At 70.7% G+C, this 23,813-nt stretch carries 22 protein-coding genes and 1 tRNA gene; 16 read left to right on the top strand and 7 right to left on the bottom strand.

The features are described 5' to 3' along the window. Positions 1-23: 23 nt before the first annotated feature. Both der and MICNX66_RS10565 read left to right on the top strand, forming a co-directional pair. Positions 24-1,496, top strand: coding sequence for a ribosome biogenesis GTPase Der (gene der, locus MICNX66_RS10570; RefSeq protein ID WP_232089245.1), 1,473 nt, complete (start codon positions 24-26; stop codon positions 1,494-1,496). A gap of 62 nt (positions 1,497-1,558) precedes the next feature. After that, entirely contained in the window at positions 1,559-2,506 is a 948-nt protein-coding gene (locus tag MICNX66_RS10565; RefSeq protein WP_187661843.1) for an NUDIX domain-containing protein, read from the top strand. 178 nt (positions 2,507-2,684) lie between these two features. On the opposite strand, the gene MICNX66_RS10560 is transcribed toward MICNX66_RS10565, so the two are convergent. From MICNX66_RS10560 to MICNX66_RS10540, 5 genes are all read right to left on the bottom strand, one after another. Further along, complete coding sequence (locus tag MICNX66_RS10560) at positions 2,685-4,124, bottom strand: HNH endonuclease signature motif containing protein (protein ID WP_187661842.1); 1,440 nt, start codon at positions 4,122-4,124, stop codon at positions 2,685-2,687. Between the two features lie 39 nt (positions 4,125-4,163). After that, a complete protein-coding gene (locus MICNX66_RS10555) occupies positions 4,164-4,538 on the bottom strand; it encodes an RNA-binding S4 domain-containing protein (RefSeq protein WP_187661841.1) in 375 nt (124 codons plus the stop codon). Continuing rightward, the gene (locus MICNX66_RS10550) at positions 4,538-5,206 is read right to left on the bottom strand and encodes a lysoplasmalogenase family protein (protein WP_187661840.1); all 669 of its coding nucleotides are present in this window, start codon (positions 5,204-5,206) and stop codon (positions 4,538-4,540) included. Before MICNX66_RS10550 ends, MICNX66_RS10555 begins: the two co-directional genes overlap by 1 nt. 62 nt (positions 5,207-5,268) lie before the next feature. After that, positions 5,269-5,724: a hypothetical protein gene (locus tag MICNX66_RS10545; RefSeq protein ID WP_187661839.1), complete on the bottom strand. Its 456-nt coding sequence runs from the start codon at positions 5,722-5,724 to the stop codon at positions 5,269-5,271. Beyond that, positions 5,721-6,329, bottom strand: coding sequence for a GNAT family N-acetyltransferase (locus MICNX66_RS10540; RefSeq protein WP_187661838.1), 609 nt, complete (start codon positions 6,327-6,329; stop codon positions 5,721-5,723). Before MICNX66_RS10540 ends, MICNX66_RS10545 begins: the two co-directional genes overlap by 4 nt. Positions 6,330-6,437: 108 nt before the next feature. Between MICNX66_RS10540 and MICNX66_RS10535 the strand changes: the two genes are divergently transcribed. After that, a tRNA-Pro gene (locus MICNX66_RS10535) sits at positions 6,438-6,514 on the top strand. A gap of 100 nt (positions 6,515-6,614) precedes the next feature. On the opposite strand, the gene MICNX66_RS10530 is transcribed toward MICNX66_RS10535, so the two are convergent. Continuing rightward, positions 6,615-7,253, bottom strand: a complete 639-nt coding sequence (locus MICNX66_RS10530; RefSeq protein ID WP_187661837.1) for a TetR/AcrR family transcriptional regulator — start codon at positions 7,251-7,253, stop codon at positions 6,615-6,617. Positions 7,254-7,325: 72 nt separating this feature from the next. Here MICNX66_RS10530 and MICNX66_RS10525 point away from each other — a divergent pair, with 72 nt between their 5' ends. The 12 genes from MICNX66_RS10525 to MICNX66_RS10470 all read left to right on the top strand — a co-directional run bounded on the left by MICNX66_RS10525 (position 7,326) and on the right by MICNX66_RS10470 (position 20,954). Beyond that, positions 7,326-8,369: an agmatine deiminase family protein gene (locus MICNX66_RS10525; RefSeq protein ID WP_187661836.1), complete on the top strand. Its 1,044-nt coding sequence runs from the start codon at positions 7,326-7,328 to the stop codon at positions 8,367-8,369. Further along, positions 8,366-10,087: an amidase gene (locus MICNX66_RS10520; protein WP_187661835.1), complete on the top strand. Its 1,722-nt coding sequence runs from the start codon at positions 8,366-8,368 to the stop codon at positions 10,085-10,087. The genes MICNX66_RS10525 and MICNX66_RS10520 overlap by 4 nt, the downstream gene beginning before the upstream one ends. Further along, complete coding sequence (locus tag MICNX66_RS10515) at positions 10,084-11,187, top strand: C45 family autoproteolytic acyltransferase/hydolase (RefSeq protein ID WP_197971839.1); 1,104 nt, start codon at positions 10,084-10,086, stop codon at positions 11,185-11,187. The genes MICNX66_RS10520 and MICNX66_RS10515 overlap by 4 nt, the downstream gene beginning before the upstream one ends. A gap of 19 nt (positions 11,188-11,206) precedes the next feature. Continuing rightward, positions 11,207-12,850 (top strand): amidohydrolase, encoded by a 1,644-nt coding sequence (locus MICNX66_RS10510; protein WP_187661834.1) that lies wholly within the window; start codon positions 11,207-11,209, stop codon positions 12,848-12,850. A 69-nt stretch (positions 12,851-12,919) separates the two neighbouring features. Then, complete coding sequence (locus MICNX66_RS10505; RefSeq protein WP_187661833.1) at positions 12,920-14,383, top strand: purine-cytosine permease family protein; 1,464 nt, start codon at positions 12,920-12,922, stop codon at positions 14,381-14,383. Positions 14,384-14,545: 162 nt separating this feature from the next. Then, positions 14,546-14,899 (top strand): hypothetical protein, encoded by a 354-nt coding sequence (locus MICNX66_RS10500; RefSeq protein ID WP_187661832.1) that lies wholly within the window; start codon positions 14,546-14,548, stop codon positions 14,897-14,899. Between the two features lie 37 nt (positions 14,900-14,936). After that, positions 14,937-18,005 (top strand): hypothetical protein, encoded by a 3,069-nt coding sequence (locus tag MICNX66_RS10495; protein WP_187661831.1) that lies wholly within the window; start codon positions 14,937-14,939, stop codon positions 18,003-18,005. Beyond that, positions 17,995-18,447 carry a DUF6389 family protein gene (locus MICNX66_RS10490; RefSeq protein WP_187661830.1) on the top strand — a complete coding sequence of 151 codons (453 nt, stop codon included), beginning with the start codon at positions 17,995-17,997 and terminating at the stop codon, positions 18,445-18,447. The genes MICNX66_RS10495 and MICNX66_RS10490 overlap by 11 nt, the downstream gene beginning before the upstream one ends. Positions 18,448-18,506: 59 nt before the next feature. Continuing rightward, a complete protein-coding gene (locus MICNX66_RS10485; RefSeq protein WP_187661829.1) occupies positions 18,507-19,412 on the top strand; it encodes a LysR family transcriptional regulator in 906 nt (301 codons plus the stop codon). A gap of 111 nt (positions 19,413-19,523) precedes the next feature. Next, the gene (locus tag MICNX66_RS10480; RefSeq protein ID WP_187661828.1) at positions 19,524-20,309 is read left to right on the top strand and encodes an SDR family NAD(P)-dependent oxidoreductase; all 786 of its coding nucleotides are present in this window, start codon (positions 19,524-19,526) and stop codon (positions 20,307-20,309) included. Positions 20,310-20,424: 115 nt separating this feature from the next. Further along, positions 20,425-20,742, top strand: a complete 318-nt coding sequence (locus MICNX66_RS10475; RefSeq protein ID WP_187661827.1) for a sugar ABC transporter ATPase — start codon at positions 20,425-20,427, stop codon at positions 20,740-20,742. Beyond that, complete coding sequence (locus MICNX66_RS10470) at positions 20,742-20,954, top strand: DUF2188 domain-containing protein (protein ID WP_187661826.1); 213 nt, start codon at positions 20,742-20,744, stop codon at positions 20,952-20,954. The genes MICNX66_RS10475 and MICNX66_RS10470 overlap by 1 nt, the downstream gene beginning before the upstream one ends. Positions 20,955-20,968: 14 nt before the next feature. On the opposite strand, the gene helR is transcribed toward MICNX66_RS10470, so the two are convergent. Further along, entirely contained in the window at positions 20,969-23,098 is a 2,130-nt protein-coding gene (gene helR / locus MICNX66_RS10465) for an RNA polymerase recycling motor ATPase HelR (protein WP_187661825.1), read from the bottom strand. Positions 23,099-23,223: 125 nt separating this feature from the next. Between helR and MICNX66_RS10460 the strand changes: the two genes are divergently transcribed. Then, positions 23,224-23,808, top strand: a complete 585-nt coding sequence (locus MICNX66_RS10460; protein ID WP_187664183.1) for an NADPH-dependent FMN reductase — start codon at positions 23,224-23,226, stop codon at positions 23,806-23,808. Positions 23,809-23,813: the final 5 nt, after the last annotated feature.

The raw sequence follows: 23,813 nt of genomic DNA, 5'->3' as shown, positions 1-23,813 counted from the left end.
GTCCCGACCAGCTCGCCGAGAAGATGGACCAGCTCGACGAGCAGCTGGCCGAGCAGCGCGCGGAGACCCTGCGCGCCGGCCTCGCCGACTACGAGCTGGACGACGAGGACGCGGAGCTCCTCGCGGGCATCACCCTCGGCGAGGACGGCATCCAGTACAGCCCCGCGCTGCCCGTGGTGGCGATCGTCGGGCGGCCGAACGTCGGCAAGTCCGCGCTCGTGAACCGCATCCTCGGCCGTCGCGAGGCCGTCGTGGAGGACACCCCCGGTGTCACCCGCGACCGCGTCACGTACAAGGCCGAGTGGAACGATCGTCGCTTCACGGTCGTCGACACCGGCGGCTGGGAGCCCGACGCCCGGGGCATCGATCGGTCCGTCGCGGCACAGGCCGAGGTCGCGATCGACCTGTCCGATGTCGTGCTGTTCGTCGTGGACGCCATGGTGGGCGCCACCTCGACCGACGAGCACGTCGTGAAGCTGTTGCGCAAGAGCGGCAAGCCGGTCTTCCTCGTCGCCAACAAGATCGACGACGGGCGTCAGGAGCCGGAAGCGGCCGCCCTGTGGAACCTGGGTCTCGGGGAGCCGCACCCGGTCTCCGCGATCCACGGTCGCGGTGTCGCGGACCTGCTCGATGCCGTGCTGAAGAAGCTCCCCGAGGTCTCCGCCGTCGCGAAGCAGGAGATCGGCGGCCCGCGCCGTGTCGCGATCCTGGGGCGCCCGAACGTCGGCAAGTCCTCGCTGCTGAACAAGGCCGCGGGGGAGGAGCGCGTGGTCGTCAACGACCTCGCCGGCACGACCCGTGATCCGGTGGACGAGGTCGTGGAGCTCGGCGGCAAGATGTGGCGCCTGGTCGACACGGCCGGCATCCGTCGCCGCGTGCACATGGCGCAGGGTGCGGACTTCTACGCGTCGCTGCGCACCTCCGCCGCGCTGGAGAAGGCCGAAGTGGCCGTCGTGGTGCTCGACGTCTCCGAGACGATCAGCGAGCAGGACGTGCGGATCATCGACCTCGTTCTCGAGTCGGGCCGCGCGCTCGTCCTGGCGTTCAACAAGTGGGATCGCCTGAACGACGACGACCTGGAGAACGCCGACCGCCGCCGCTACCTGGAGCGCGAGATCGAGCAGGACCTCGCGCATGTCGCGTGGGCCCCCCGCGTGAACATCTCGGCGAAGACCGGCCGTCACCTCGACAAGCTGGTCCCCGCGCTCGAGACGGCGCTGGAGAACTGGGATCGCCGGATCCCCACCGGCAAGTTCAACGCGTTCCTCGCCGAGCTCGTCGCCGAGCACCCGCACCCGGTGCGCGGCGGGAAGCAGCCGCGCATCCTCTTCGGGACCCAGGCCTCGACCCGTCCGCCGACGTTCGTGCTGTTCACGACAGGTTTCCTCGACCCGGGCTACCGCCGGTTCATCCAGCGCCGCCTGCGGGAGCTGTATTCGTTCGAGGGCACTCCGATCGTGATCAACATGCGGGTGCGCGAGAAGCGTCAGCGCTGACTCGTTGCCGCGCATGTCGCGGCGGTGGCGCCGGAGCCCCGATGCTGTGAAAAGCTGAGGGGGTGACTGTCGTACCTCCCGCCGCCGGTGAACCGCGTCGCCCCGAGGGGCCTCGCGATCCGGGCGACGCCTGGGTGGTCGCCGACACGGGCGAGCGGTACTGGGGGCGCTTCGGTGCCGCAGGTCTCCTCGCCGTCGACGCGGAGCGCGGCATCCTGCTGCAGCATCGCGTCGCGTGGAGCCACTTCGGCGGCACCTGGGGTCTGCCCGGGGGAGCGCTGCACGAGGGTGAGGCGGCCATCGTCGGTGCCGTGCGCGAGGCGCAGGAGGAGGCGGGAGTGCCGGATGGTGCGATGCGGCCCCGCTTCACGAGTGTGCTCGATCTCGGCATCTGGTCGTACACCACCGTCGTCGCCGATGTGCGGACGCCGTTCGACCCCGTGATCAGCGACCCGGAGAGCGTCGCGCTGTCGTGGGTACCCGTCGAGGACGTGGACGCGCTGCCCCTGCACCCCGGCTTCGGTGCGGCGTGGCCGATGCTGCGGGCTCAACTGTCGGCGCATCCGGTGGTCGTGGTCGACGCCGCCAACGTCGTGGGGTCGGTCCCGGACGGTTGGTGGAAGGATCGCGCCGGAGCCGCGGCACGACTGCGCGATCGTCTGACGGGCCTCTCCGTGCCCGCGGACGACCTCGGACTCGCGGGGGATCACTGGTTCCCGGAAGTATCGCTCGTCGTGGAAGGTCGCGCGCGGGACATCGCCGAGGCCGCTGCGGCGGGATCACCCGCGCACGCCGCGGCCGCAGAAGCCGGAGTCGCGAGCTCGGCCCTGGACGTCGTGCGCGCGGAGGGCGCCGGTGACGACGCGATCGTGGCCGAGGTCGAACGCCGGGTCGCGAGCGGTTCGCCGGTTCTCGCGGTGACCAGTGACCGCGAGCTGCAGTCCCGCGTCGAGGCTGCCGGGGCCCAGGTGCGCTCGAGCGGCTGGCTCCTTCGTCTTCTCGACGCGTAGCGCGAGACGCGGGCGCTTCGCTCCGCGGATCCAGGTACTCGTGCAGTGCTGGGGCCTGGCACGGCTTGGTCCGACGTGGCGTGGCTTGGCGTGGCAGGGCTTGGCGCGGCCCGGCTTGGTTTGACGTGGCCTGCGTCACCGCTCGCGAATGACCCGCTGTCGTGATGACCCGCGAAGGTCAGACGAACGCGACCCGACGCGGGGCGTGATCGGTGTGGACCGCGCCGAGGGGACTTCGCCATTCGAGAACCCCGCCGGGATGCTGACGTACCGTCCAGCGCTGAGGCTCCGGGACATCGGGGTGCTTCAGCACATGGTGTCCGCGGCAGAGATGCGCGAGGTTGTCGACGCGGGTCGGGCCGCCCTTCGCATGATCCCGGGTGTGGTCGATGTCGCAGCGGTGTACCGGCTGGCGGCATCCGGGGAACCGGCAGTGCTGATCGCGGGCGCGGAGCAACCGGCGCATGCTCTCGGTCGGGCTGTAGGCGTCCGTTTCGACGACCTGCCCGTGTGGGTCGAGGAACAAGCGCGTCCATCCGCCGTCTCGTCCGGCCAGAGCGCGGGCGATATCCGGGTGGAGAGCACCGTGCCCGTCCAGTTCGCCGGGACGGTCGTCGAGTCCGGCGAGGGTTGTCGCCGCCACGGTCACCTGCAGGCGCCCGCGTACGCCGGCGAGGCCTTCGCCCTCGACGGCGCTCGGATCGGCGGTGAGGAGGAGATCGGTCAGAAGGTCGGCCTGCACCTGGCTCCAGGTGCGAGTGTCGGAGGGGGCCGATCCCGCCTCGGGGTCGAGGGCGTACGTGTCGCCGTCGGCGCTCGGGATCGTAGTCCCCGCCCGGGTGTCATCGCACGGGCGATCCGTTTCGACGCTGTGAGCAGTCAGTAGTTCGTGGTTCGCAGGAGCCAGGGGATGCGTCGCTTCGTCCGACCCCGCATCAGGCGCGGGAACCGCAGCGCGCGCCCGGAGCACCGTGCGGGTGAGCTGACTCAGCCGGTCGGCGATCGCCACCGCCGCCCACTCCGGGAGGATCGCCGTCAGGACCGCGAGGCCGTCGTCGACCGTTCGCACTGTGACGCAGCGCTCGTCCGCCGCTCGGCGGTGTCGCTCCGTGATGGTCTCGCCGACGAGAGCGGAGGCGACGCGGCGGGCATGCACCCGCGTGCGCGCCGCGGTCTCGGCTTCGGCGACGACGAGCACCGCCGTCTCGAACAGCGCCATCGTCTCCGGCGCGACGACGCGGTTGCGGATGGCCTCGTCCACGATGGCGCTCGCCCGTGCGACCTCCCGGACGTGTGCGGAGCTCAAAGTTCCCTCGTGGAAGGCCTGCCGCACGCGGGGGAGCGCCGTGCTCAGCGCAAGAGCGTCGGCGAACGCGAACTCCATGGTGCCGGTGGAAACGCGCCCCGCCGCGGCGAACTCGGCGACCATCGAGCGGTGGATGGCGTCACGGTGGTGCGAGGCTGAGGCGACGTCCTCGTCGTGGAAAGCGATCTGCGCGACCAACAGCTCCGCGGCCTCTGCCTCCAGCGCCGCGATGCGCCGGCGGGTCTCCGCCCAGGCGTCTCGCACGCGTCGCCGCTCCTCCAGGTCGAGGGGTGCGGTCGTGAGGTTCGTCATACTTCCATTTTAGAACGTATGTTCGAATCAAGGAAGGGTTCAGTCCTGTTGTATATCGCCTCGTCCGCGAAGGCGATCGATGTCTCGACGTTCCCGCTTCGTAGGTCGTCCGGCGCCGCGGTCCCGGACGCCGAGGGCTGCCTGCGGCTCGCGTTCCGGCGTTCGGTCTTCGTACGCGAGGGCGGCCAGCGGCGCGCCCACACGCTTGACGAGGATCTGGCGCACGATCAGGATTCGATCGAAGCCCGCGATGCGGATGCGGAGCTCGTCGCCCACGCGAACTGCCTGCGCGGCCTTCGCCTTGTCGCCGTTGACGCGCACATGCCCCGCGCGGCATGCGGTGGTCGCCGCTGACCGGGTCTTGTAGACGCGCACCGCCCAGAGCCAACTGTCCACCCGCGCGCTGTCGACCATCAGGCGGCCCTCCGCTGCAGGGAGACGAGCGCGCCCGCGACGATCAGCCCCTGGCCGAGCGTGTATGTCAGCATCACGGCGGGGCTGCTCCAGGCCGGGAGGGCGTCGGGGAGGAAGAGTCGGAAAGCGAGGATCGTGTCGCTCGCCAGGAAGAACGCGCCGCCCGTCACGACGAGCGGATGGCATCGTGCGGCGAACGCGGCGGTGCCCGCGAGGAGCAGGCCGTACAGCGCGACCCCGATGAGGAGCGGGCCCGTGTGCGGGCCGAGAAGGAGGATCATCGCGAGCCACCAGAGGGCATAGATCGCTGTCCACCACGGCAGGCGGCGGCGCGCCAGGTGGCGGGCGAAGAGGACGATGTAGGCGATGTGCGCGAGGCCGAAGAAGCCCAGCATGAGCGGAAGCTCGGGTGCCGCGGGGAACAGCGCACCCGCGCCGTCACCCAGCCAGGAGAACAGCAGGGCGACGAGGAGGAGGGCCACCGTCACGGGCGGGTGGATCCGTCGCGCCGCCACCAGGACCGGCACCGCGAGCAGCGGCATGAGCAGCAGCTTCGTCGGAGCCGCGAGATCGTGGTCCATTGCGAGAAGCACGACGTGCAGGGCGGAGACCACGGCGTACGGGACGAACGCCCACACGATCGCGGGAGGGAGGGTGCGGCGCTGCATCCCTCCATCGTATGACCGGAGGGGCATGTCGTCTCGAAGGCGGTCGATCGGACCGGCCCGACTCAGGACTCGACGGTGACCGTGGCCACAGCACCCTCGGCATCGAGGTGCACGGCGGGCCAGTAGCCCTCCGGGAAGTGCTCGCCGCAGGAGTCCGTGAAGTGGAGGACGACGGTGCCGTCGCCGGAAGCCTCGATGGTTTCGAGGTCCAGGTCGGCCGCTGCCTCGTCGAGCTCGGTGGGGTCCGGATCGCCGGTGCTGAACGTCGTGACCACGGCGTCCGAGGCGACGCGGCGGAGGTCCGGGAGGGCGGCGACGACCGTGCGCAGCCGCGGGAGCAGTGGAGCGACATCGCCTGGCGATGCGCCCTCGAGCATCAGCTCGTAGGTGCGGCCGTCGACTTCGACGCTGCCGACGAACCAGTTGTGGGTGAGGACGGAACCGTCGTCGAGTTCGGAGGTCGCCCGGTGGAGCGGTCCGAGGTCGGGATCATCGAGAGAGGAGTTCGCGGCGCTCATGCCTTCACGCTATCGCCCTGGTTCGGTGTGATTTCCAGGGCGACGAGCACGCGCCCCGGCTTCATCACCGCCTTCTCCGTGAAGCCGGCGCGGAGGAACGTCCCGAGTGTGCCGTGGTACAGATCGTTCGCCCGCTGCTTCTCGCCATGGGTGTCGACGGGATACCCCTCGATGAGGCGGGCGCCCGACTCCCGGGCGAACGCGATCGCGGCGTCGAGCAGCTCCGCGTTGAGCCCGGTGCCCCGATGCTCCCTGCGGACGACGAAGCAGGTGACCGCCCACACGGATTCGTCGTCGAACGGCTCGGTGCTCGACGCGGCGATCATGCGGGTGCGGGGGATCCGGGCCTGAGGGGTGCGCGGTCCGATCCGGATCCAGCCCGCGGCCTCGCCGTCGACGTACGCGACCAGTCCCGGAGGGGGACCCTCGTCGATCTCGGCGCGGAACATCTCGGTGCGCTGAGGCGTGGTGGTCTGATTCCAGTCCTTGTTCGGCAGCACCGGCCAGATGCACTGGCAGCTCGCCCCGTCACCGCCGCCGGTGAGCGCGTGCTGCACGTCATCCCAGTGGGCGGTCGTCGCCAGCGCGGTCGTGATCGTCGACATGCAGGCGACGGTACAAGCAGCTTCCGACACCCCGCAACGCCTCGGTTCGCGAGAGGGCCGCGGGTGCGGCTAAGATAGGGGAGTTGCCTGCGCGAGAGTGCAGAACAACGGGCTGTGGCGCAGCTTGGTAGCGCACTTGACTGGGGGTCAAGGGGTCGCAGGTTCAAATCCTGTCAGCCCGACCATTTGGGGGGCCGGGATCTCGCAAGAGGTTCCGGCCCTTCTGCCTTCCCGGGATCGCCGAGGGCACGAAGAGGGCACGCCTTATGTGGCCCTCCGCGGCCGTCAGCGCGTGGGAAGGAGCTCCGCGATCGTCCCCGGGGCCGCGCCGACCAGCGTCTCGCAGGCCTGTGCCAACCGAGCGGCGAACAGCGCGGCGTCGGTACGGCGGGTCAGCGCATGCGCTGCGATGCCGTCGATCATGGCGAGGATCTGCCAGGCCACGGCATCGGTGTCGTCGGTGCGGAACACGCCGGAGCGCCGGCCCTCCTCGATGAGCTGCGCGATGAACGACTGCCAGGCGCCCATCTGTTCGTCGATGGCCACCGACAGCGCCGTGCTGCCGCGGCCGAGGGACCAGGCATCCACCCACACGAGCGTGATGTCGTCATGATCGATGCTGAGTACCGTGGAGATCATCCGCGCCATCCGTGCCGCCGGCTCGCTCTCGGTCTCGGCCTGGGTGCGGACGTCGTCCAGTTCGGAGGCCGTCAGCTCGCGGAAGGTGCGCGCGACCAACTCGTCCATGCTGGATGCGTAGTGCGAGACGAGCCCCGGCGCCACCCCTGCCATGCTGGCGACCGCCCGCAGCGTCAGCGCGGACAGTCCCTTCTCCCTGGCTATCGCCATCGCGGCGTCGTTGATCTCGCCGGCGCGCTGCTCCGGCGTCTTCCTGGTCCGAGGATGCGTATCGGGTGTTGACATGGTGCCTCCAGTGTAGGAACATTCCTGTATTGGTCATGTGACCAACAAGCCGTTGTCGGCAAAGGAGATGACATGGGCTGGCGGATGCCGCACGAGGGCGAACGGCACGAACGCACCTGGATGGCGTTTCCGCGCGTGGGCGTCACCCTGGGCGACGGTGCTGCCTGGCGCGACACGGCGTACCGCGCGTGGACCGACGTCGCGCTGGCGATCGCCGAGTTCGAACCGGTCACGATGGTCGTGGACCCGACCGAGATGGCGCGGGCGCGGGACATGCTCGGCTCGGCCGTCGAGATCGTCGAGTCGCCGCTGGACGAGTTCTGGATGCGCGACTTCGGCCCGACCTTCGTCCTCGACGACGATCGGCCAGGCGTCCTCGGCGCAGTCGACTGGATCTTCAACGGCTGGGGTGCGCCCGCGTGGGCCGAGTGGCAGGTGTCGGCCGGCGTCGCACGCATCGTCGCCGCACACGTCGGAGCCGAGCACATCAGTTCGGTGCTCGTGAACGAGGGCGGCGGTATCCACGTCGACGGCGAGGGCACGGTGCTGCTCACCGAGACCGTGCAGCTCGACCCGAACCGCAACCCCTACGCCGACAGAGGCCGCGTCGAAGCCGAACTCGGACGCACGATCGGCGCGACCACAGCCATCTGGCTGCCGCGAGGCCTCACGCGCGACTACGACGAGTTCGGCACCAACGGACACGTCGACATCGTTGCCGCATTCGCCGCTCCGGGCCGGGTGCTGCTGCACCGTCAGGACGACGCGGGACACCCCGACCACGTCGTCACGCGGGAGCTGAAGGCGTTCCTGCAGGACCAGACGGATGCCGCGGGTCGCCCGCTCGAGATCATCGACGTCCCGGCCCCCGAGACCCTCCGCGACGACGAGGGCTACGTGGACTGGAGCTACATCAACCACCTCGTGGTGAACGACGCCGTGATCGCCTGCGGGTTCGGCGAGGACGCCGCCGATGCCCGTGCGCGGGACATCCTCGGAGCCGCGTACCCCGGGCGACGGATCGTGACCGTCGACGCGCGCCCGATCTTCGCGCGCGGCGGCGGCATCCACTGCATCACTCAGCAGCAGCCGGCCACGAGCGAGGTTCCCGCATGATCGACGTGGTCGAAGCATCCATCGCGGACCTGCGGCGAGCGCTCGAGACCGGTGCGGCTACCAGCGTCGCGCTGGTGCAGGCCTATCTCGCGCGCCTCGACGCGTACGACGCACCCGGCACCGAGACCGCCCTCAACGCGGTCGTCGTCCGCAACCCCGACGCCCTCGCTGAGGCCGCGGCGTCTGATGCCCGCAGAGCGGCCCGGCACTCGCTCGGCCCGCTGGACGGCATCCCGTACACGGCCAAAGACAGCTACCTCGTCGCAGGGCTCACCGCGGCATGTGGTTCCCCGGCGTTCGCGGATCTGGTCGCGCAGCGGGACGCGTTCACGATCGAACGGCTCAGGGCCGGCGGGGCGATCTGCCTCGGCCTGACCAATATGCCGCCGATGGCCAACGGCGGGATGCAGCGCGGTGTGTACGGACGGGCGGAGAGTCCGTACAGCGCCGACTGGCTGACCAGCGCATTCGGATCCGGCTCCTCGAACGGATCGGGCACCGCGACCGCCGCGAGCTTCGCTGCCTTCGGACTCGGCGAGGAGACCTGGTCGAGCGGTCGGGCACCGGCGTCGAACAACGCCCTCTGCGCATACACGCCCAGCCGCGGCGTCATCTCGGTGCGCGGCAACTGGCCGCTGGTGCCCACGATGGACGTCGTGGTGCCGCACACCCGTATGATGGCCGATCTCTTCGAGGTGCTCGACGTGATCGTCGCCGACGACGCCGACGTCCGCGGCGACTTCTGGCGCGCCCAGCCGTGGGTGCGTATTCCTGCCGCATCCGAGGTGCGTCCGTCGTCGTACCGAGACCTCGCCGCGGCCGACCCTCGTTCCGTTCTCGCCGGCCGCCGCTTCGGTGTGCCGCGCATGTACGTCAATGCCGATCCGGATGCCGGCACCGGCACCACCATCGGAGGCGCGACCGGGCAGGGCATCGTGACCCGGGCGTCCGTCATCGACCTCTGGGAGCAGGCGCGCCGAGACCTCGAAGACGCCGGCGCCCACGTGGTCGACGTCGACTTCCCGGTCGTCACCAACTACGAGGGCGACCGCGCCGGGGCGCCGACCCTGAGCACCAGGGGACTGGTGTCCGAGCGGTTCCTGCGCTCCGAGATCGAGGATCTCTCCGCCTGGGCGTGGGACGACTTCCTGCGCGCGAACGGCGACCCCGCGCTCGATCGGCTCGAACTCGTCGATGGCGCGCGCATCTTCCCGCATCCGGGAGGTGCCCTCCCGGATCGCTACACCGGCTTCGATGACGAGATCGCCGGGTATCCGGCCCTCGTCCGCGAGCGCCCGTACGCCTCATTCACCGACATCCCGCATCTCGAGGAGGGTGTGCGCGGGCTCGAGGAGACCCGCCGCGTCGACCTCGAGGAGTGGATGGACGCGCTCGGCCTCGACGCCGTGATCTTCCCCGCCGTCGCCGATGTCGGCCCCGCCGACATGGACGTGAACCCGGCATCCGCCGACGCGGGGTGGCGCAACGGCGTGTGGGTCGCGAACGGCAATCTCGCGATCCGTCATCTCGGCATCCCGACCGTCACGGTGCCGATGGGCACGATGGCAGACATCGGGATGCCGGTGGGTCTGACCATCGCGGGCCGCAGCTGGGACGACACCGCCCTGCTGCGCCTCGCCGCCGCGTTCGAGGCGACCGGCGATCGCCGCACCGCGCCGCCGCGCACTCCCGCTCTTCCCGGAGAGGAACTCTCGTGACGTCGCCCTTCCCGCGCCCGGAGCGGCGCCTGCAGATCACGGCCGATGCCGCGGATCCGCTCCGGCGCGGCGCCGAGCGAGGCATGCAGCTGCGCGCGACTCTGCCCGGCACGATCGCCGCGTATGATCGGCTCTTCCGCCTCGGCGCCGTCGACGAGAAGACCGTGCGCGACGACGCCGAGCGGCTGCTCGACGCGGTCGACGCCCACCGTCCGGCGCTGCGCGCGCAGATCGAGGGCATCGCCGCCGGTGCGGACGTCGAGATCTGGCGCGTCGCAGCATTGAACGGCCGCACGGAGATCCTGTCCCGCAGCGTCGCCGTACCGCCAGGAGAGTGCTCGACCATCGTGCGCTCGATCCGCGATGCGGACGGCCGCGCGCGCACCCTCGGCGTGCAGACGTGGGACTGGCACATGGAGATCGCGCCGTACTGGCACACGATCATCTCTCGCGGCGGTGTCCACGACTATGCCGGGCTCACCGAATGCGGCATCCTCGGCAAGATCGGCGTGAACAGCGCCGGCGTCGCGCTGCACTTCAACATCCTGGGGCATCGGTCCGACCGGCCCGAGGGCATCCCGATGCATGTGCTCGCCGCTCTCGTGCTCGAGGAGGCCTCCAGTGTCGCGCACGCCGTCGAACTGGTGCGCGAGGCGCCGGTCACGAGCTCCGGCTCGTTCGCGCTCTTCGACGCCGCGGGCGACGCCGTGCTGCTCGACATCAGCCCCGAAGGCGTGTTCTCCGCGCCCGCGATCACCGAGGGCACCTGGCTGCGCACGAATCACTTCCTCACCGAAGAACCAGCGGCGCACGAGAAGACCTGGCTGTACCAGCCCGACTCCGGTCAGCGCTGGGACTTCCTGCGGGGCCGACTGCTGTCGGCCGGCGCACTGACGGATGCCGAGCAGCTGCGCGCGATGCTCGTGACCGGCGACGGCGAGCCTCCGGTGACCTGCCTACCCGACCTCGCGCTTCCGATGGGACAGCGGTGGGCCAGCCTGGCCACTGTCGTGCTCGACCCCGTCGGTCGTCGGGCCGACGTGCTCGACGGCACTCCGGCTGAAACCGCCACCCGCCCGCATCTGACGCTCGCGCTCTGACCCGATCGAAGGGACCACCATGACCGACACCGCCACCGTCTATCGCAACGCCATCGTCTTCGACGGGCTCGCGGATGCTCCGGTGCAGTCCGCGTTCGCCGTGCGCGGCGATCGCATCCTCGCTGTCGGCACGGAGACGGAGGTCCGCTCCGCGGCAGGAGAGGGTGCCGCGGTCGTGGACCTTGACGGGGCCTTCGTGATGCCCGGTGTCATCGAGGCGCACGCGCACCTGGCGATGTTCGGCCACGCGCAGGGCAAGGTGCAACTCCGCGACTGCACCTCGGTGGCACAGATCCAGCAGCGGCTGCTCGAGGCACGGGCGATTAACCCGGACGCGACGATCATCGAGGGTGTCAGCTGGCTGTTCGACGCGCTGCCTGATGGCGTCACCCAGCCGACCGCGGCGATGATCGACGAAGTGATCGACGACATCCCGGTCTTCCTCGATGCGAACGACCTGCACAGCACCTGGGTGAACACAGCCGCGCTGCGCGCAGCAGGCATCGACCGCGATACCGTCGACCCGACCGGCGGCCAGGTCGTGCGGGACGAGGACGGAGAGGCGACCGGGTTCCTGCTCGAGACCGCGGCCATGGATCTGCTGGCGGAGTATCTCGACGGCATCCGGACCGAGGAGGAGGTCGACCGCCACCTCGACCTCGCCTTCAGCGCGTACCTGGCGGCCGGCGTGACCGGCGCCGCCGACATGGGGATGACAGAGCAGTCGATCGCGGCGCTGCGGCGTCGGCTCGACCGCGACGGTCGGCTGCCGTTCCCGGTCACCGCGCACTGGTGGCTGAGCTCCACCGGCGACCCGGCCGCCGATCTCGCGCAGGTCGAGCGTGCGGTGCAGCTGCGCGACGAACTCGCAGCCACGGGCACGCCGTGGCTGAAGGTCGTCGGGGTGAAGTTCATCCTCGACGGCGTGATCGACGCGTGCACCGCCGCGATGGTGCGTCCGTATGCCGACGGCTCGAACGCCGACCCGATCTGGAGCCGCGAGGCTGCGACGCCGGTCGCGATCGCCGCCGACCGCGCCGGCCTGCAGCTCGCGATGCACGCGATCGGAGACGCGGCGAGCGCACTCGCCGTCGACCTCGTCGAGGCCTGTGAGCGCGAGAACGGCACCGGCACCGGCCGCCGGCCGCGCATCGAGCATCTGGAGTCGGTCGCGCCCGAGACGGTCGCACGGATGCGCGCGCACGGCATCGCCGCCTCCATGCAGCCGGTGCACTGCGACCCCGCCATCCTGGACAACTGGATGGCGATGCTCGGTGATCAGCGCGCTCACGACGGCTTCCCGTGGAACTGGTTCCGCGACGTCGACGTTCCCGTCGCGCTGGGCACCGACGCCCCCACCGCACCCCACGAGGCGCTGCACAACCTGTTCATCGCGATGTCCGGGCGATCCTCGATCGACCGCACGCTGCCGCCGTACCACCCCGAGCGCGCGTTCACCGCCGCGCAGGCAGTCGCGGCGGCGACGTCCGGCGCGGCCTACGTCGGCGCGATCGACGACGCCTACGGCCGGATCGCGCCCGGTTTCTTCGCGAACGTCGCCGTGCTGGACATCGACCCGCTGTCCGCGCCGACCGACGACCTGCTCACCGGCGCCGTGCTGCTCACCCTCGTGCACGGCGAGGTCGCCTACCGGCGCCCATGAGCTTCCGCTCCTGAATCCCGAACGCCCCCTGCACTGACGCAGGTGGGTGCCCGTCCTGGAAGGACCGTCATGTCCGACACATCCGCCATCCCCGCTCCTGGTGCCGTCGCGCCCGGATCCGAGTCCGAGTTCATCGACTCCGCGAACACCCCCGAGACCCGAGGCATCGAACTCATCGACGACGCCCAACGGCACGGGAGAGCGCGCGATCTGTTCTTCGTCTGGAGCGCACCGGGCGTCAGCGTGCTGAACATCACGGTCGGCGCGTCGATGACGCTCGTGCTCGGCCTGGAGATCTGGCAGGCGCTGCTCGTGATTCTGGCGTCGAGCGTGCTCGCTCTGCTGCCGGGCATCGTCGCCATCTCCGGACCGGCAGCCGGCACGTCCGGCTCAGTGGTCCAGCGTGCGATCTACGGCATCCACGGCAACAAGATCGTCATCGCGTTCTACGGCTGGTTCATCTCGGGGGTCTTCCTCGCGCTGAACTGGGTGGCGGCGTCGTTCATCGGCGGCGAACTGCTCGTGCGGTGGGGCTTCCCCGATCCGATCGCGGCATCGATCCTGGTGGCGGTCGTGGTCTCGACGATCACCGTGATCGTCGCCGTGTACGGTCACGCCCTCATCCTGAAGGCCTACCTGGCGATCTCGATCGGGCTGTTCGTGATCTTCGCACTCGTCATCGGCTTCATCGCCCCCGCGCTGGATTGGGGGTTCGCGCAGCCCGAGCCGCTCAGCGGGCTGCCGCTGTGGGTGAGCGTCACGATCGCGTTCGCGCTGATGGCATCGTCGCCGCTGTCGTTCAGCAACAGCGCCGACATGGCCCGTTATCTGCCACGCGACACCACAGCGTCCGGCATCATCGGCGCGACCGCGCTGGGACAGCTCTTCCCCGCGGTGCTCATCACCGCCTTCGGCGTCGTGCTGGGCGGTTCCATCGGGCCGGACAGTCTCGCGAACGGCATCGAGTACTCCCTGCTCGAGAAGCTGCCGGTCTGGCTCGCCCCGCTGTTCGTGCTCGGCGTCCTGGTGAACTGCATCTCGCTCAACGGCATGACGACCTACACGGCCAGCATGGCACTGCAGTCGATCGGCGTGCCGATCCGCCGCATCCCCTCCGCGATCCTCATCGGTGCGCTCGGCTGCGCGTTCACGATCGTGCTCGTCGTCGCATCCGACCTGATCAGCGCCGTCAACCTGATGCTGCAGTTCCTGCTGATCATCTCCGTGCCCACGATGGGCGTCTACGTCGCCGACATCGTCCTGCGCCGCAACCGCTACTCCGGGACCGACCTGTTCGACGAACGTTCCGGCGGTAGGTTCTGGTATACCCGCGGCTTCGGCATCCCGGGTCTCGTCTCCGTGGTCGCCGGTGGCTTCGCCACCGCGATGTTCCTGTCGACGACGGTGTGGACCGGCCCGCTCGGCGCGGCGCTGGGCGGGCTCGACCTCTCGGTGCCGATCGGACTCCTGGTCTCGATCGGCCTGTACGCCGTGCTCGCAGGACGGACGGTGCGCACGCAGATCGGCGGCTGAGACCGGGGGTCTCCGCGGGTGCTCTCTTCGGCCACCCGCGCCAGATCACGTAGTGCCAGCAGCCCGACCGAGAAGGCCCGGAGACCCGCACGAGTCTCCGGGCCTCCTGCATCCCCCGTCAAGGGGGTACAGCACCGTCACTCCGCGTCCTAGCGTTCCCCCATGGCTATCGAACTGAACCGACCGGCGCTGAAGCTCGCGCGTTCCCTCGTCCGCGACGGCAAGGTCGTGCGGGATGAACGCGACGACTGGTCCGAGGCAGCGCCGAGCGCAGAGGACGAGAACCGCTTCATCGACGAGCACGGATGGACGGAGTTCTCCCACTGGCACCTCGGCATCGACAAGAGCGAGAACCCCGAGACGAAGAAGGCGTACAGCTTTCCCTTCGGCGACTTCCAGAAGGTCCGTCGCTCCGGCGTGATCTCGGGTGAGAGCCGCGCCGGGCAGTACGACCACACGGAGATCAGGGACGAGCTGCGGAAGCTCCTCGAGCTCATCGACTCCGAGGACGCCTGACGCCACGCGTCCGTATGCTCGTCCCAAGGCTGTTTCGATGACGACGGGGTGGGGCATGGTCGACGACACCGGCAGGGACGACGCGGACACGAGCGACGAGACGGAGGAGGACCTCCCGTACTACACACCGCCGTTCGGCAGGGAAGAGGTCCCCGGGTTCCTCGACCGGCTTGTCGCCCACCTGCTCGCGGGAGAGACGCGGGAGGCCTTCACGTTCGAGGGGGTGGAGGTCGAGGAGTCGCAGGGGGTCTGGCTGCTCCCGCTCGGCGGCTACGACCCCGACGCCGACGAGTCGCTGCAGCCGAACCCGCCCGCGGACCTCGTGGTCCCTGAGGGCGGATTCGCCGCCTACGCGGAGGAGTGGACGGAGGGCGTGCGCCGGACGCTGCACGAAGCGTGGGGCGCGCCGATGGTGCGCAAGCCGTCGCTCGTGGGGGAGAACCAGGATCCGGAGGGCATCCTCGACGTCGTCCTCGTCTCGGTCGGCATCCCGGAGGCGGAGATGTGGGACCGCGGCGATCTGTACTGCGTGCTGGTCACGAACTGGGACGCCGAACCGCGGCAGAGCATGCTGCGCCAGGCGATGGTCGTGCTGCCGCGGGAGTACGCCGTCGGCAGCCTCAGCGCGCTCCTGCCCGAGGAGGACATGCACAACGACCTCCTCATGAACGGCGAGCATCCGCTCGAGCTGCGGCGCCGCGCCTGGCTGCTGAGCACACTGTTCGGCGCCGGGGAGGTGCGGCTGCGCGACGTCGACACCCCGGCGTCCCGCTTCAGCCTGCAGTCTCGCAGCGGGGTGACGACGGTCTGGACGTTCACGGACGACGGCCGCATCCTCGTCCTCATCCAGGACCCGACGTCGACGTTCGCGGACGAAGCGCCGGCGCAGTTCCTCGCCGAGGTGGCGCAGCAGCACGGTGGCGAGGCGGCGGACGTCGTGGACTCCTCCGAACGGGAAGCGGATCTGGCGGAGGCGTGGCTGATTCTGGCCGCGCGCATGCTCGACAGGGTGCCGGACGACCTCCGTGCCCTCATCGCCGCCCGTGGCGAGGACGCCCGCGGCGCGGTCGCGGAGCACGACCTGGAGTTCCGCATGCTCGGCGACGAACCTGTGCCGGTCATCACCGGCGCGGTGTGGTTCGACGGAGCGCACTGGTGCGTCTCGCCCTCGCTCATGGAGATCGGCCGCCGCAACGACTTCGGCATGGACGACTTCGGTTTCGGCGCCGCGGTGCGGCAGCCGTATCGCCTCGGAGGCGCGCTCACCCTCGACGAGATGTCCCGGGAGGGCGACGAGCGGCGCGCCTGGTTCGAGCAGGTCTTCGCCGCGTGCCCGTACCCGGAGCAGGACCGCCCGTCCGACACGGACCGCCTCGGCTACGCGGTACCGACGAGCGGCGACCATCACGACCTCGTGGCGGACATCGAGCGCGTCACCAGAGCGTGGTGGGAGCGCTCGCCGGAGGACGCCGACTGGGCGGATCGGACGTTCGAGATCGGCGGACGCGGGCTCCGCGACGACCACGGTCGGGCGCTCCGCGTCGTGCTCGCCTCGGGGGAGCGCTGGACGGTCGATGCACTCCAGGCCTGGGCAGACGACCTCATCCGCATCATGGGCGAACGGTGGGGAGCGGCGGGGGAGATCCACGCCCGCAACGAGAAGACCGGAATCGATCGCCGCAGCCCGCTCACCCGTGTCATGCGCGCCACCGGACTGCTCACCGCGCCGCTCTGGTGGGTGAACGGCCACGCGGTGGCTGTCGTCGCCGGGACACCCGACCCCTCGTACGGCGACGACCCCGAAGTCATCATCGTCATCGCGCGACCGGACGCCGTGCTCGACCTCGCGCGGGGGAGCAGTCCCTGGGAGCTCCGCATCCGCTCCCGGATCATCTCCGACGTCTCCGCCCTCGTGGGTGGCGCCCCCGCGTCCGAACCCGTGCCGTGGAACGGCCCGCCGCTCGCGGGCGCATCCCTCGTCCCCGATGCGATGCGCGGCGGCTTCCGCACCGGCGACCACTTCTGGACGTGGCACTTCACCCACGACGGGCGCGGCCTCCTCCTGTCGCATCCGACGGGTCCCGACGCCGCCGCGCGACCCGAGCCCACCTTCGAGGAACAGCTTGCCCTGTTCGGCGGGGTGCCCGACGACCTGCTGTCGCTCGTGGTGGACCGAGACCAGGGAGGGTTCTTCCCAGTCGTGCATCGCGAGGCTTCGGCCCCTGGCCCCGCTGAGACCGGCGGCCTCCTCCCCGGCGCGACGACCCTGCCCGCCGTGCACGCCGTGTTCTGGCGAGATGACGTCGACTGGCGCGCCTCGGAAGGGATGCTGCGACGGGTGCGCTCTGCCCTCGACCCGGACGACGTGGACACGACGAACCCCCTGGAGACCATTTACGCCGAAGCCCTGGGGGTGCCGCAGCTCCAGTGGGCGCTGCGGATGGGGGACCGCATGGGGCCGCCGACCCTGCTGGATGCGCCGTACGCGAGCTTCGTCTTCGATCGGGTGCCCGAGCGGGAGGAGATCGAGCAGGTCTACGCGGGCCTCGGGGTGTTCCCCGATCTCGCACTCACGGGCACGCTCAACGATCTCCTCGACGTCGTCGTCGATGCTCCGGGATACCGGTTCCTCCTCGACGCCGCGCTCAGCAACCCGCATGCCGACCGCCGCCGCGAACTCGCGCTCTGGCTCTTGGACCAGCGCCTCGACGCGTCCTCCTCCCTGTCGTTCCTGAGCCCGGTCAACGTCCTCTTCGCCAACCCCACGCTGGACGCGGAGGACGAGCCGGTACTGCGACGCCTCCTCGAGAAGGGCGCGATCCCGGGCCCGACACCCGTCGCGACGCTCCCGGAGGGTCATCCGTTCGTGCAGCTGCTGGATCGCGACATGGAGGAGACCGCGCTGGCGCCGCTGGTGCGGACCCTCCTCGTGCACGGCGACGTCGACCCCGCGACGCCGGCTCTCCCCGACGGCCGCAGCTTGCTAACTTCGCAGCCGGCCCCTTCCCGCACGGACGGTCGAGGGACGCGCTCGCGTCGGCGATCCGCGAGATCGCCGTGGGCAGGAACCTCGACACCGAGACGGAGCCGGAGCGATGAGCGCTGAGCCCGGAGCGCGCGGGGATGATGCGGAATCGTACGCCCGTGCCCTGCGCACCGTGCTCGACACGGAGAGCGAGCGCGTCGCCGCCGCCCTGGGGGACCTGCACCGAGCCGCCGTCGAGGCGGAGAACGGTGTGGAGGCGATCCTCATCGACGTCTTCGTCGACCAGGACGGCGAGGGCCCGTTCGACGTCTGGGCGCGGTTCGAGGGGGCTGACGCCTTCGCGCTGGACCGACGTCTCGACGAGCAGCGCCATCTGTTCGGGGTCGAGTGGACCGCGGACGGCTGGGAGCCCGCGGTGCCCTCGCGCCCGCGCCGGTGGACGCGGGATCGCCTGGAGGAAGCCGTCCTCGTCATCGTCGCCGAGTGGATCGAAGGCCTCCTCCCCGCGGACGCGAAGGAGGGCCTCTTCTGGGTCGGAGCGCCGGACCTCGGCTACGCCTGACCGCGCGCGGGTTGCCGCGAACGGCCCGACCGCCCGTCGCGCGGTGATAACGTCGGGCTATGAGTGACCGCGTGAGCGTCGAAGCCCTCCGCTATGCCCAGGCCGTCTCGGAGACCCACTCCTTCGGTGCCGCCGCGCGTGCCTACGGCGTGACGCAGCCCGCTCTCTCGACCGGTATCTCCAAGCTCGAGGATCGTCTGGGAGAGCGCCTGTTCGAGCGCTCGCCCCGCGGAGTCGTCCCGACGGCCTTCGGTGCGCACCTGCTCCCGGTCATCGACCGCGCGCTCCTCGCCGTGGACCAGGTGGCCGCCGAGGCCGCGCGCTGGAACCGGTCGGCCGACGCACGGGTGCGGGTCGGCGTCTCCCCGCTCATGAACCCGGCCATCGTCGCTCGTGCCTACACGGCCGTGTGTGCACTTCCCGCTTCTCCGGCGCCGCGGCAGCTCGTCCTCCGCGAGGCGAACGTCGCCGACCTGCGGCGCGAGCTCTCCGCCGGGGAGCTCGACCTCATCCTCGTCCCGTCCGTCGCCCCCATGCCGCGGTTCCGGCACCGTATCGTCGACGCGGAGCCCGTGGTCGTCGTCGACCAGGAGCCGTCGCCGGACGGCCCCGTGGAGCTCAGCGACCTGACGGACGCACCCCTGATCCTGATGCCGGACACGTGCGGGCTGACGACCTTCACCACCGATCTCTTCGCTGCGAACGACGTTCCGCTGAGCGCCTACGACGGCGAGGCCGCGACCTACCGTGTGCTCGAGGAGTGGGCCAAGCTCGGCCTCGGCACGGCGGTGATCCCGCGATCGAAGCTCGCGTCCCCGGACGCGCCGCACCGCACGCTGCGTGAACGCGGCATGGACGTGGAGATCTTCTACGAGGCCGTCTGGGATCCTTCCTCCCCGCTCGCGGACGACCTGGCCGAGCTCACCGCCGCGCTCTCGCTGGATCCCGCCGCCGTCCGGTCATAAGCAGTCGTTATCACTCCATCATGCGCGCTCGTCTACTGCGGCGGGCTCTCGCTTCGTAGCGTGGAGACGAGACGGCTCTCGCCGTCCATGACGGAGAGGAGGAGCCGCACAATGGCCGAGCTCGACAGGGAATTCACCGGACGCACCGCGATCGTGATCGGGGGCACGAGCGGGATGGGTCTCGCCATCGCCGAGCGGATCGGACGGGAGGGCGCGACCGTCGTCCTCGTCGGCCGGCGCGGGGAGAAGCTGGAGGCGGCGCGGGCGTCTCTCGTCAGCCACGGCATCGACGCCATCACTGTGCAGGCGGACCTGACGGACCCCGCGAGTGTGGCGGCGCTCCGCGCCCGCCTCGCCGCGGAGCACGCCGACGCCGATCTCCTCGTCAACGCGGCGGGCGTCTTCGCGCCGAAGCCGTTCCTCGAGCACACCGAAGCCGACTACGACGCATATCTGGACCTCAACCGGGCGACCTTCTTCGTCACCCAGACGGTGGTCTCCGGCATGGTCGCGCAGGGCCGCGGCGGAGCCGTCGTCAACCTCGGTTCCATGTGGGCGCACCAGGCCATCTCCGCGACGCCGTCGTCGGCGTACTCGATGGCCAAGGCCGGCCTGCACTCGCTCACACAGCACCTGGGGATGGAGCTGGCGTCGCACGGCATCCGCGTGAACGCGATCGCCCCGGCGGTCGTGCGCACCCCCATTTACGAAGGCTTCATCCCGAAGGACGAGGTCGACGAGGTGGTGTCGAGCTTCGACGCCTTCCACCCGCTGGGCCGCGTGGGGACCCCGGAGGACATCGCCGAGGTCGCCGCGTTCCTGCTGTCCGACCGGGCCGGCTGGGTGACCGGAGCGGTCTGGGACGCGGACGGCGGCGTGATGGCCGGGCGCAACTGAACCCGCCCTCTCCCGACGCTCCGGGAACCTAGCTGCTCGGCGAGGTCTCCTCAAGCCCCTCGATGACAGCGGCTCCGGCGGGAAGACTGGGGCCAGCCCGATCGAAGGAGGAGATATGGAATCGACACCCGACGACGTCGGCGGTCAGCCGCTGCGCGACGGCGACGCGACCACCGAGGCCGACCCGAGCAACGATCCCGCTCAGGCGGAATGGGAGCGCACGGAAGCCCTCGACGAGGGTGCGACGCCGGAGGAGTTGGACGCGACCACCGCGACGGGCCGTGATCCGGACGAGATCCCGGACCCCGACGACCAGGTGCCGGCGGCGGACCTGCCGGGTTCCGCGCCGCAGCCGGAGAGCCAAGGGGAGGATCCGGTCCTCGCCGATCTCGGCGAAGAAGGCCAGGGCGACCTGGGACCGGGGGACGTCTGATGGCCATCACGTCGATCGTCACCCGCTCGAAGAACGGCCAGTGGGTCAACGAGGTGGAGGGCGCGCCGGAGCTCTCCCGCAGCTACACCAGCCGCGATGAGGCGATCGAGGAGGGTGAAGCGCTCGCCTCCGAGCACGGCGCCCGCCATGAGGTCGAGGAGAGCGAGCCGACCGGCACGATCACCGACGGCGGCGACCCGGACGACGTCTGAGACCGGACGGTCTCTCAGCGGAGGATGACGAGTTCGCGCGTCGTGCGGGTCATCGCCACATAGCGGTCGACCGCCCCCGTGCGCCCGGAGCCGAAGGCCTCCGGGCGCACGAGGACCACGAGGTCGAACTCCAGCCCTTTCGCTTCCTCCGGCGTCAGCGCGCGCACCCGGGGGCGCGGCACGGCACTCTCGTCGCCGATGACGGCGGCGACGCCCTCGGGGTTCGCCGCTGCCCACGTGTCCAGCACCGCGTCGAGCTCGGCCACCGCGCCGTAGCGGACCGGGATGCTGCTCTCCCGCACGGAGGTCGGGACGTTCGCGTCGGGCAGAGCCTCGCGGATCGTCGGTGCGGCCAGCGCCATGACCTCGGCCGGAGTGCGGTAGTTCACCCGGAGCGAGGAGACCCGCACGTTCCGCAGGCCGAGACGTTCGAGGCGGGCGGACCACGACTCGGTGAACTCCCTCCGCGCCTGGGCCCTGTCGCCCACGACGGTGAAGCTGCGGGAGGGGCACCGTGCGATCAGCATGCGCCACTGCGCATCGGTCAGCTCCTGGGCCTCGTCGACGACGATGTGACCGAAGGGGCCGGCGAGTTCGTCCGGCGGGAGCGGGGGAGGCACGTCCGCTCCGGCGAGAACGTTGCGCGCATCCTGACCTCGCAGGATCGACATCACCTTCATCTCGCTGTCGTCGCTCGCGACGAGGTGCTCGACCACCGCCGACATCTGCTCCTGCGCCGCGGCCGCCGCGCCCTGCCGACGGTGCTGCTCGCGGACGACCTCGGGATCGCCGATCCGGCGGTGCGCGGCGTCGAGGAGGGGAAGATCGGGATCGGTCCAGGGCGCCCCCTCGGCACGGTGCAGCAGGGCGAGCTCCTCGGGCGCGAGGTCGGGGGCGCACTGCGCGAGCAGCGTCGGGGACGCCCAGAGCGCGGCGACCACCGCTTCCGGCGCCAGCAGCGGCCACGCCCGTACGAAGGTCCCGGTGAGCTCGTCGTCCTGCCGCAGCCACCGGCGGATCGAGGACTCCGGAACGTCCTCGCCGTGCACCTGGTCGACGAGCAGTTCCAGCAGCTCCTCCCACACCTCGTCGCGGGCCTCGTTGAGCGGGGAGGCGGGATCGGCCGCGGCGAACAGCTCGCCCCAGTCGTCTCGGCTGATCCACAGATCGGCCCACGGCGTCTCGATGCGGAGCGCGTGCCTCGGTGGCCGGGTCAGGACGGCGACCGCCGCCTCGATCACCTGGTCCGGGTCGAGGCCCTGCTTCAGCTCGGCCACGCGGGGGTCCTGCTCTGCGACCGCGCCCGCGCCCTCGGGTGTGAGGTCGCGCAGGGTGCACAACCGCACCGTGTCCTCGCCGAGACTCGGCAGCACGTCCTCCACATAGCCGAGGTACTGCGGGTTCGGACCCACGAGGAGCATGCCGCCGGCGCCGTTCGTCAGCCGCGGCTCGGCGTACAGGAGGTGCGCCGCCCGGTGCAGCGCGACCACCGTCTTCCCGGTGCCGGGCCCGCCGTCCACCACGAGAGCGCCGGGGGAGGGGGCGCGAACGATGGCGTCCTGATCCGCCTGGATCGTCGCCAGCACGTCCCGCATCCGCCCGGTGCGGTGCGCCTCCAGGCTCGCGAGGAACGCGGACTGATCGTCGAGGGATGCCGCACCGTCGAGACCCTCCGGCGACAGGGCCTCGTCCCAGTAGTCCGTGATCCGGCCTGCGTTCCATCGGTACCGTCGCCGGGAGATGAGTCCCCGGGGGTCCTCCCAGGTCGCCGCGAAGTACGGTTCGGCTGCCGGAGCCCGCCAGTCGACCAGCAGACGGGTGCCGTCCGCGTCGGACACCCCGGCGCGCCCGATGTACACGGGCGGGCCCTCCGCAGGGGTCATCCGCCCGAGGCACATGTCGATGTCGAAGCGCTCCCGCAGGCGCAGGGTCGCACTGAGCCGTCGGATCTCGAGGTCGCGGTCGACCGCCGTCACACCGGCGTCCGCGGCCTGCCGACGGACGAGGGCGAGACGAGCGGTCAGGGCGTCCCGCTCCCGGGACAGCGCGGCGCCGAGACGCCGGAGGTGGGCACGATCGACGGCGATGAGGGCATCCGCGGATTTCGCCGCGTGGTCGTCGGGCAGGGTGAAGGGGTCGAGCACCGGAGGTCTCCTTCGCGAGAGCGGGCGGGGGCACGCGAGCCGTCGATTCTGCCTCGCGAGGGGGGCCTTGTGGCAAGCCCCCACCCCGGCGATATCCTGGAAGTGCAGGGAGACGAGGGGACCTCATCATGACCCATCGGATCGGCTACCTCATCGGCAGCCTCGCATCGGACTCGATCAACCGCGTCCTCGCCACGGCGCTCGTGCGGCTCGCCCCGCCCGACCTGGAGCTCGTGGAGATCCCCATCCGGGACCTCCCGCTCTACAACCGCGACGACGAGCTCGAACCCGTCGCCGCTGTCACCGCGTTCAAGAGTGCCGTCGAGGGGGCGGACGGTCTGCTGCTCGTGTCGCCGGAGTACAACCGCTCCATCCCCGGTGCGCTGAAGAACGCCATCGACTGGGGTTCGCGGCCGTGGGGGCACAACTCCTTCGCGCGGAAGCCCACCGGCATCATCGGCGCCTCGACCGGGGCGATCGGCACCGCTGTCATGCAGTCGTCGATGCGGAGCGTGCTGAGCTTCCTCAACGCGCCGCAGCTGAACGCCCCGGAGGCGTACATCGCGTTCCGGCCCGAGGTGTTCGGTGCCGACGGCACGGTGCACGACGCCGACACCGAGAAGTTCCTCGCGCACTACATGGAGGAGTACGCGGCGTTCGTCGAGCGGGTCCTCTCGCTCACCGCGCCGGGTCACGTCGGCGATCGGTAGGCCGT

The organism is Microbacterium sp. Nx66 (genome assembly GCF_904066215.1).
GTDB classification, from domain to species: Bacteria; Actinomycetota; Actinomycetes; order Actinomycetales; family Microbacteriaceae; genus Microbacterium; species Microbacterium meiriae.
Note: the sequence above shows the minus strand (reverse complement) of the source record. Positions and strands in the feature narration are given on the sequence as shown.

Bases quoted from the DNA above. Each gene is read 5' to 3' on its own strand.
- MICNX66_RS10505 (WP_187661833.1), top strand. From the start codon at position 12,920: ATGTCCGACACATCCGCCATCCCCGCTCCTGGTGCCGTCGCGCCCGGA.
- der (WP_232089245.1), top strand. From the start codon at position 24: ATGGACCAGCTCGACGAGCAGCTGGCCGAGCAGCGCGCGGAGACCCTG.
- MICNX66_RS10545 (WP_187661839.1), bottom strand. From the start codon at position 5,724: ATGAGCGCCGCGAACTCCTCTCTCGATGATCCCGACCTCGGACCGCTC.
- MICNX66_RS10540 (WP_187661838.1), bottom strand. From the start codon at position 6,329: ATGTCGACGATCACGACCGCGCTGGCGACGACCGCCCACTGGGATGAC.
- MICNX66_RS10475 (WP_187661827.1), top strand. From the start codon at position 20,425: ATGGAATCGACACCCGACGACGTCGGCGGTCAGCCGCTGCGCGACGGC.
- MICNX66_RS10550 (WP_187661840.1), bottom strand. From the start codon at position 5,206: ATGCAGCGCCGCACCCTCCCTCCCGCGATCGTGTGGGCGTTCGTCCCG.
- MICNX66_RS10490 (WP_187661830.1), top strand. From the start codon at position 17,995: ATGAGCGCTGAGCCCGGAGCGCGCGGGGATGATGCGGAATCGTACGCC.
- MICNX66_RS10520 (WP_187661835.1), top strand. From the start codon at position 8,366: ATGATCGACGTGGTCGAAGCATCCATCGCGGACCTGCGGCGAGCGCTC.
- MICNX66_RS10495 (WP_187661831.1), top strand. From the start codon at position 14,937: ATGACGACGGGGTGGGGCATGGTCGACGACACCGGCAGGGACGACGCG.
- MICNX66_RS10470 (WP_187661826.1), top strand. From the start codon at position 20,742: ATGGCCATCACGTCGATCGTCACCCGCTCGAAGAACGGCCAGTGGGTC.
- MICNX66_RS10485 (WP_187661829.1), top strand. From the start codon at position 18,507: ATGAGTGACCGCGTGAGCGTCGAAGCCCTCCGCTATGCCCAGGCCGTC.
- MICNX66_RS10510 (WP_187661834.1), top strand. From the start codon at position 11,207: ATGACCGACACCGCCACCGTCTATCGCAACGCCATCGTCTTCGACGGG.
- MICNX66_RS10560 (WP_187661842.1), bottom strand. From the start codon at position 4,124: ATGACGAACCTCACGACCGCACCCCTCGACCTGGAGGAGCGGCGACGC.
- MICNX66_RS10480 (WP_187661828.1), top strand. From the start codon at position 19,524: ATGGCCGAGCTCGACAGGGAATTCACCGGACGCACCGCGATCGTGATC.
- MICNX66_RS10555 (WP_187661841.1), bottom strand. From the start codon at position 4,538: ATGGTCGACAGCGCGCGGGTGGACAGTTGGCTCTGGGCGGTGCGCGTC.
- MICNX66_RS10500 (WP_187661832.1), top strand. From the start codon at position 14,546: ATGGCTATCGAACTGAACCGACCGGCGCTGAAGCTCGCGCGTTCCCTC.
- MICNX66_RS10530 (WP_187661837.1), bottom strand. From the start codon at position 7,253: ATGTCAACACCCGATACGCATCCTCGGACCAGGAAGACGCCGGAGCAG.
- MICNX66_RS10525 (WP_187661836.1), top strand. From the start codon at position 7,326: ATGGGCTGGCGGATGCCGCACGAGGGCGAACGGCACGAACGCACCTGG.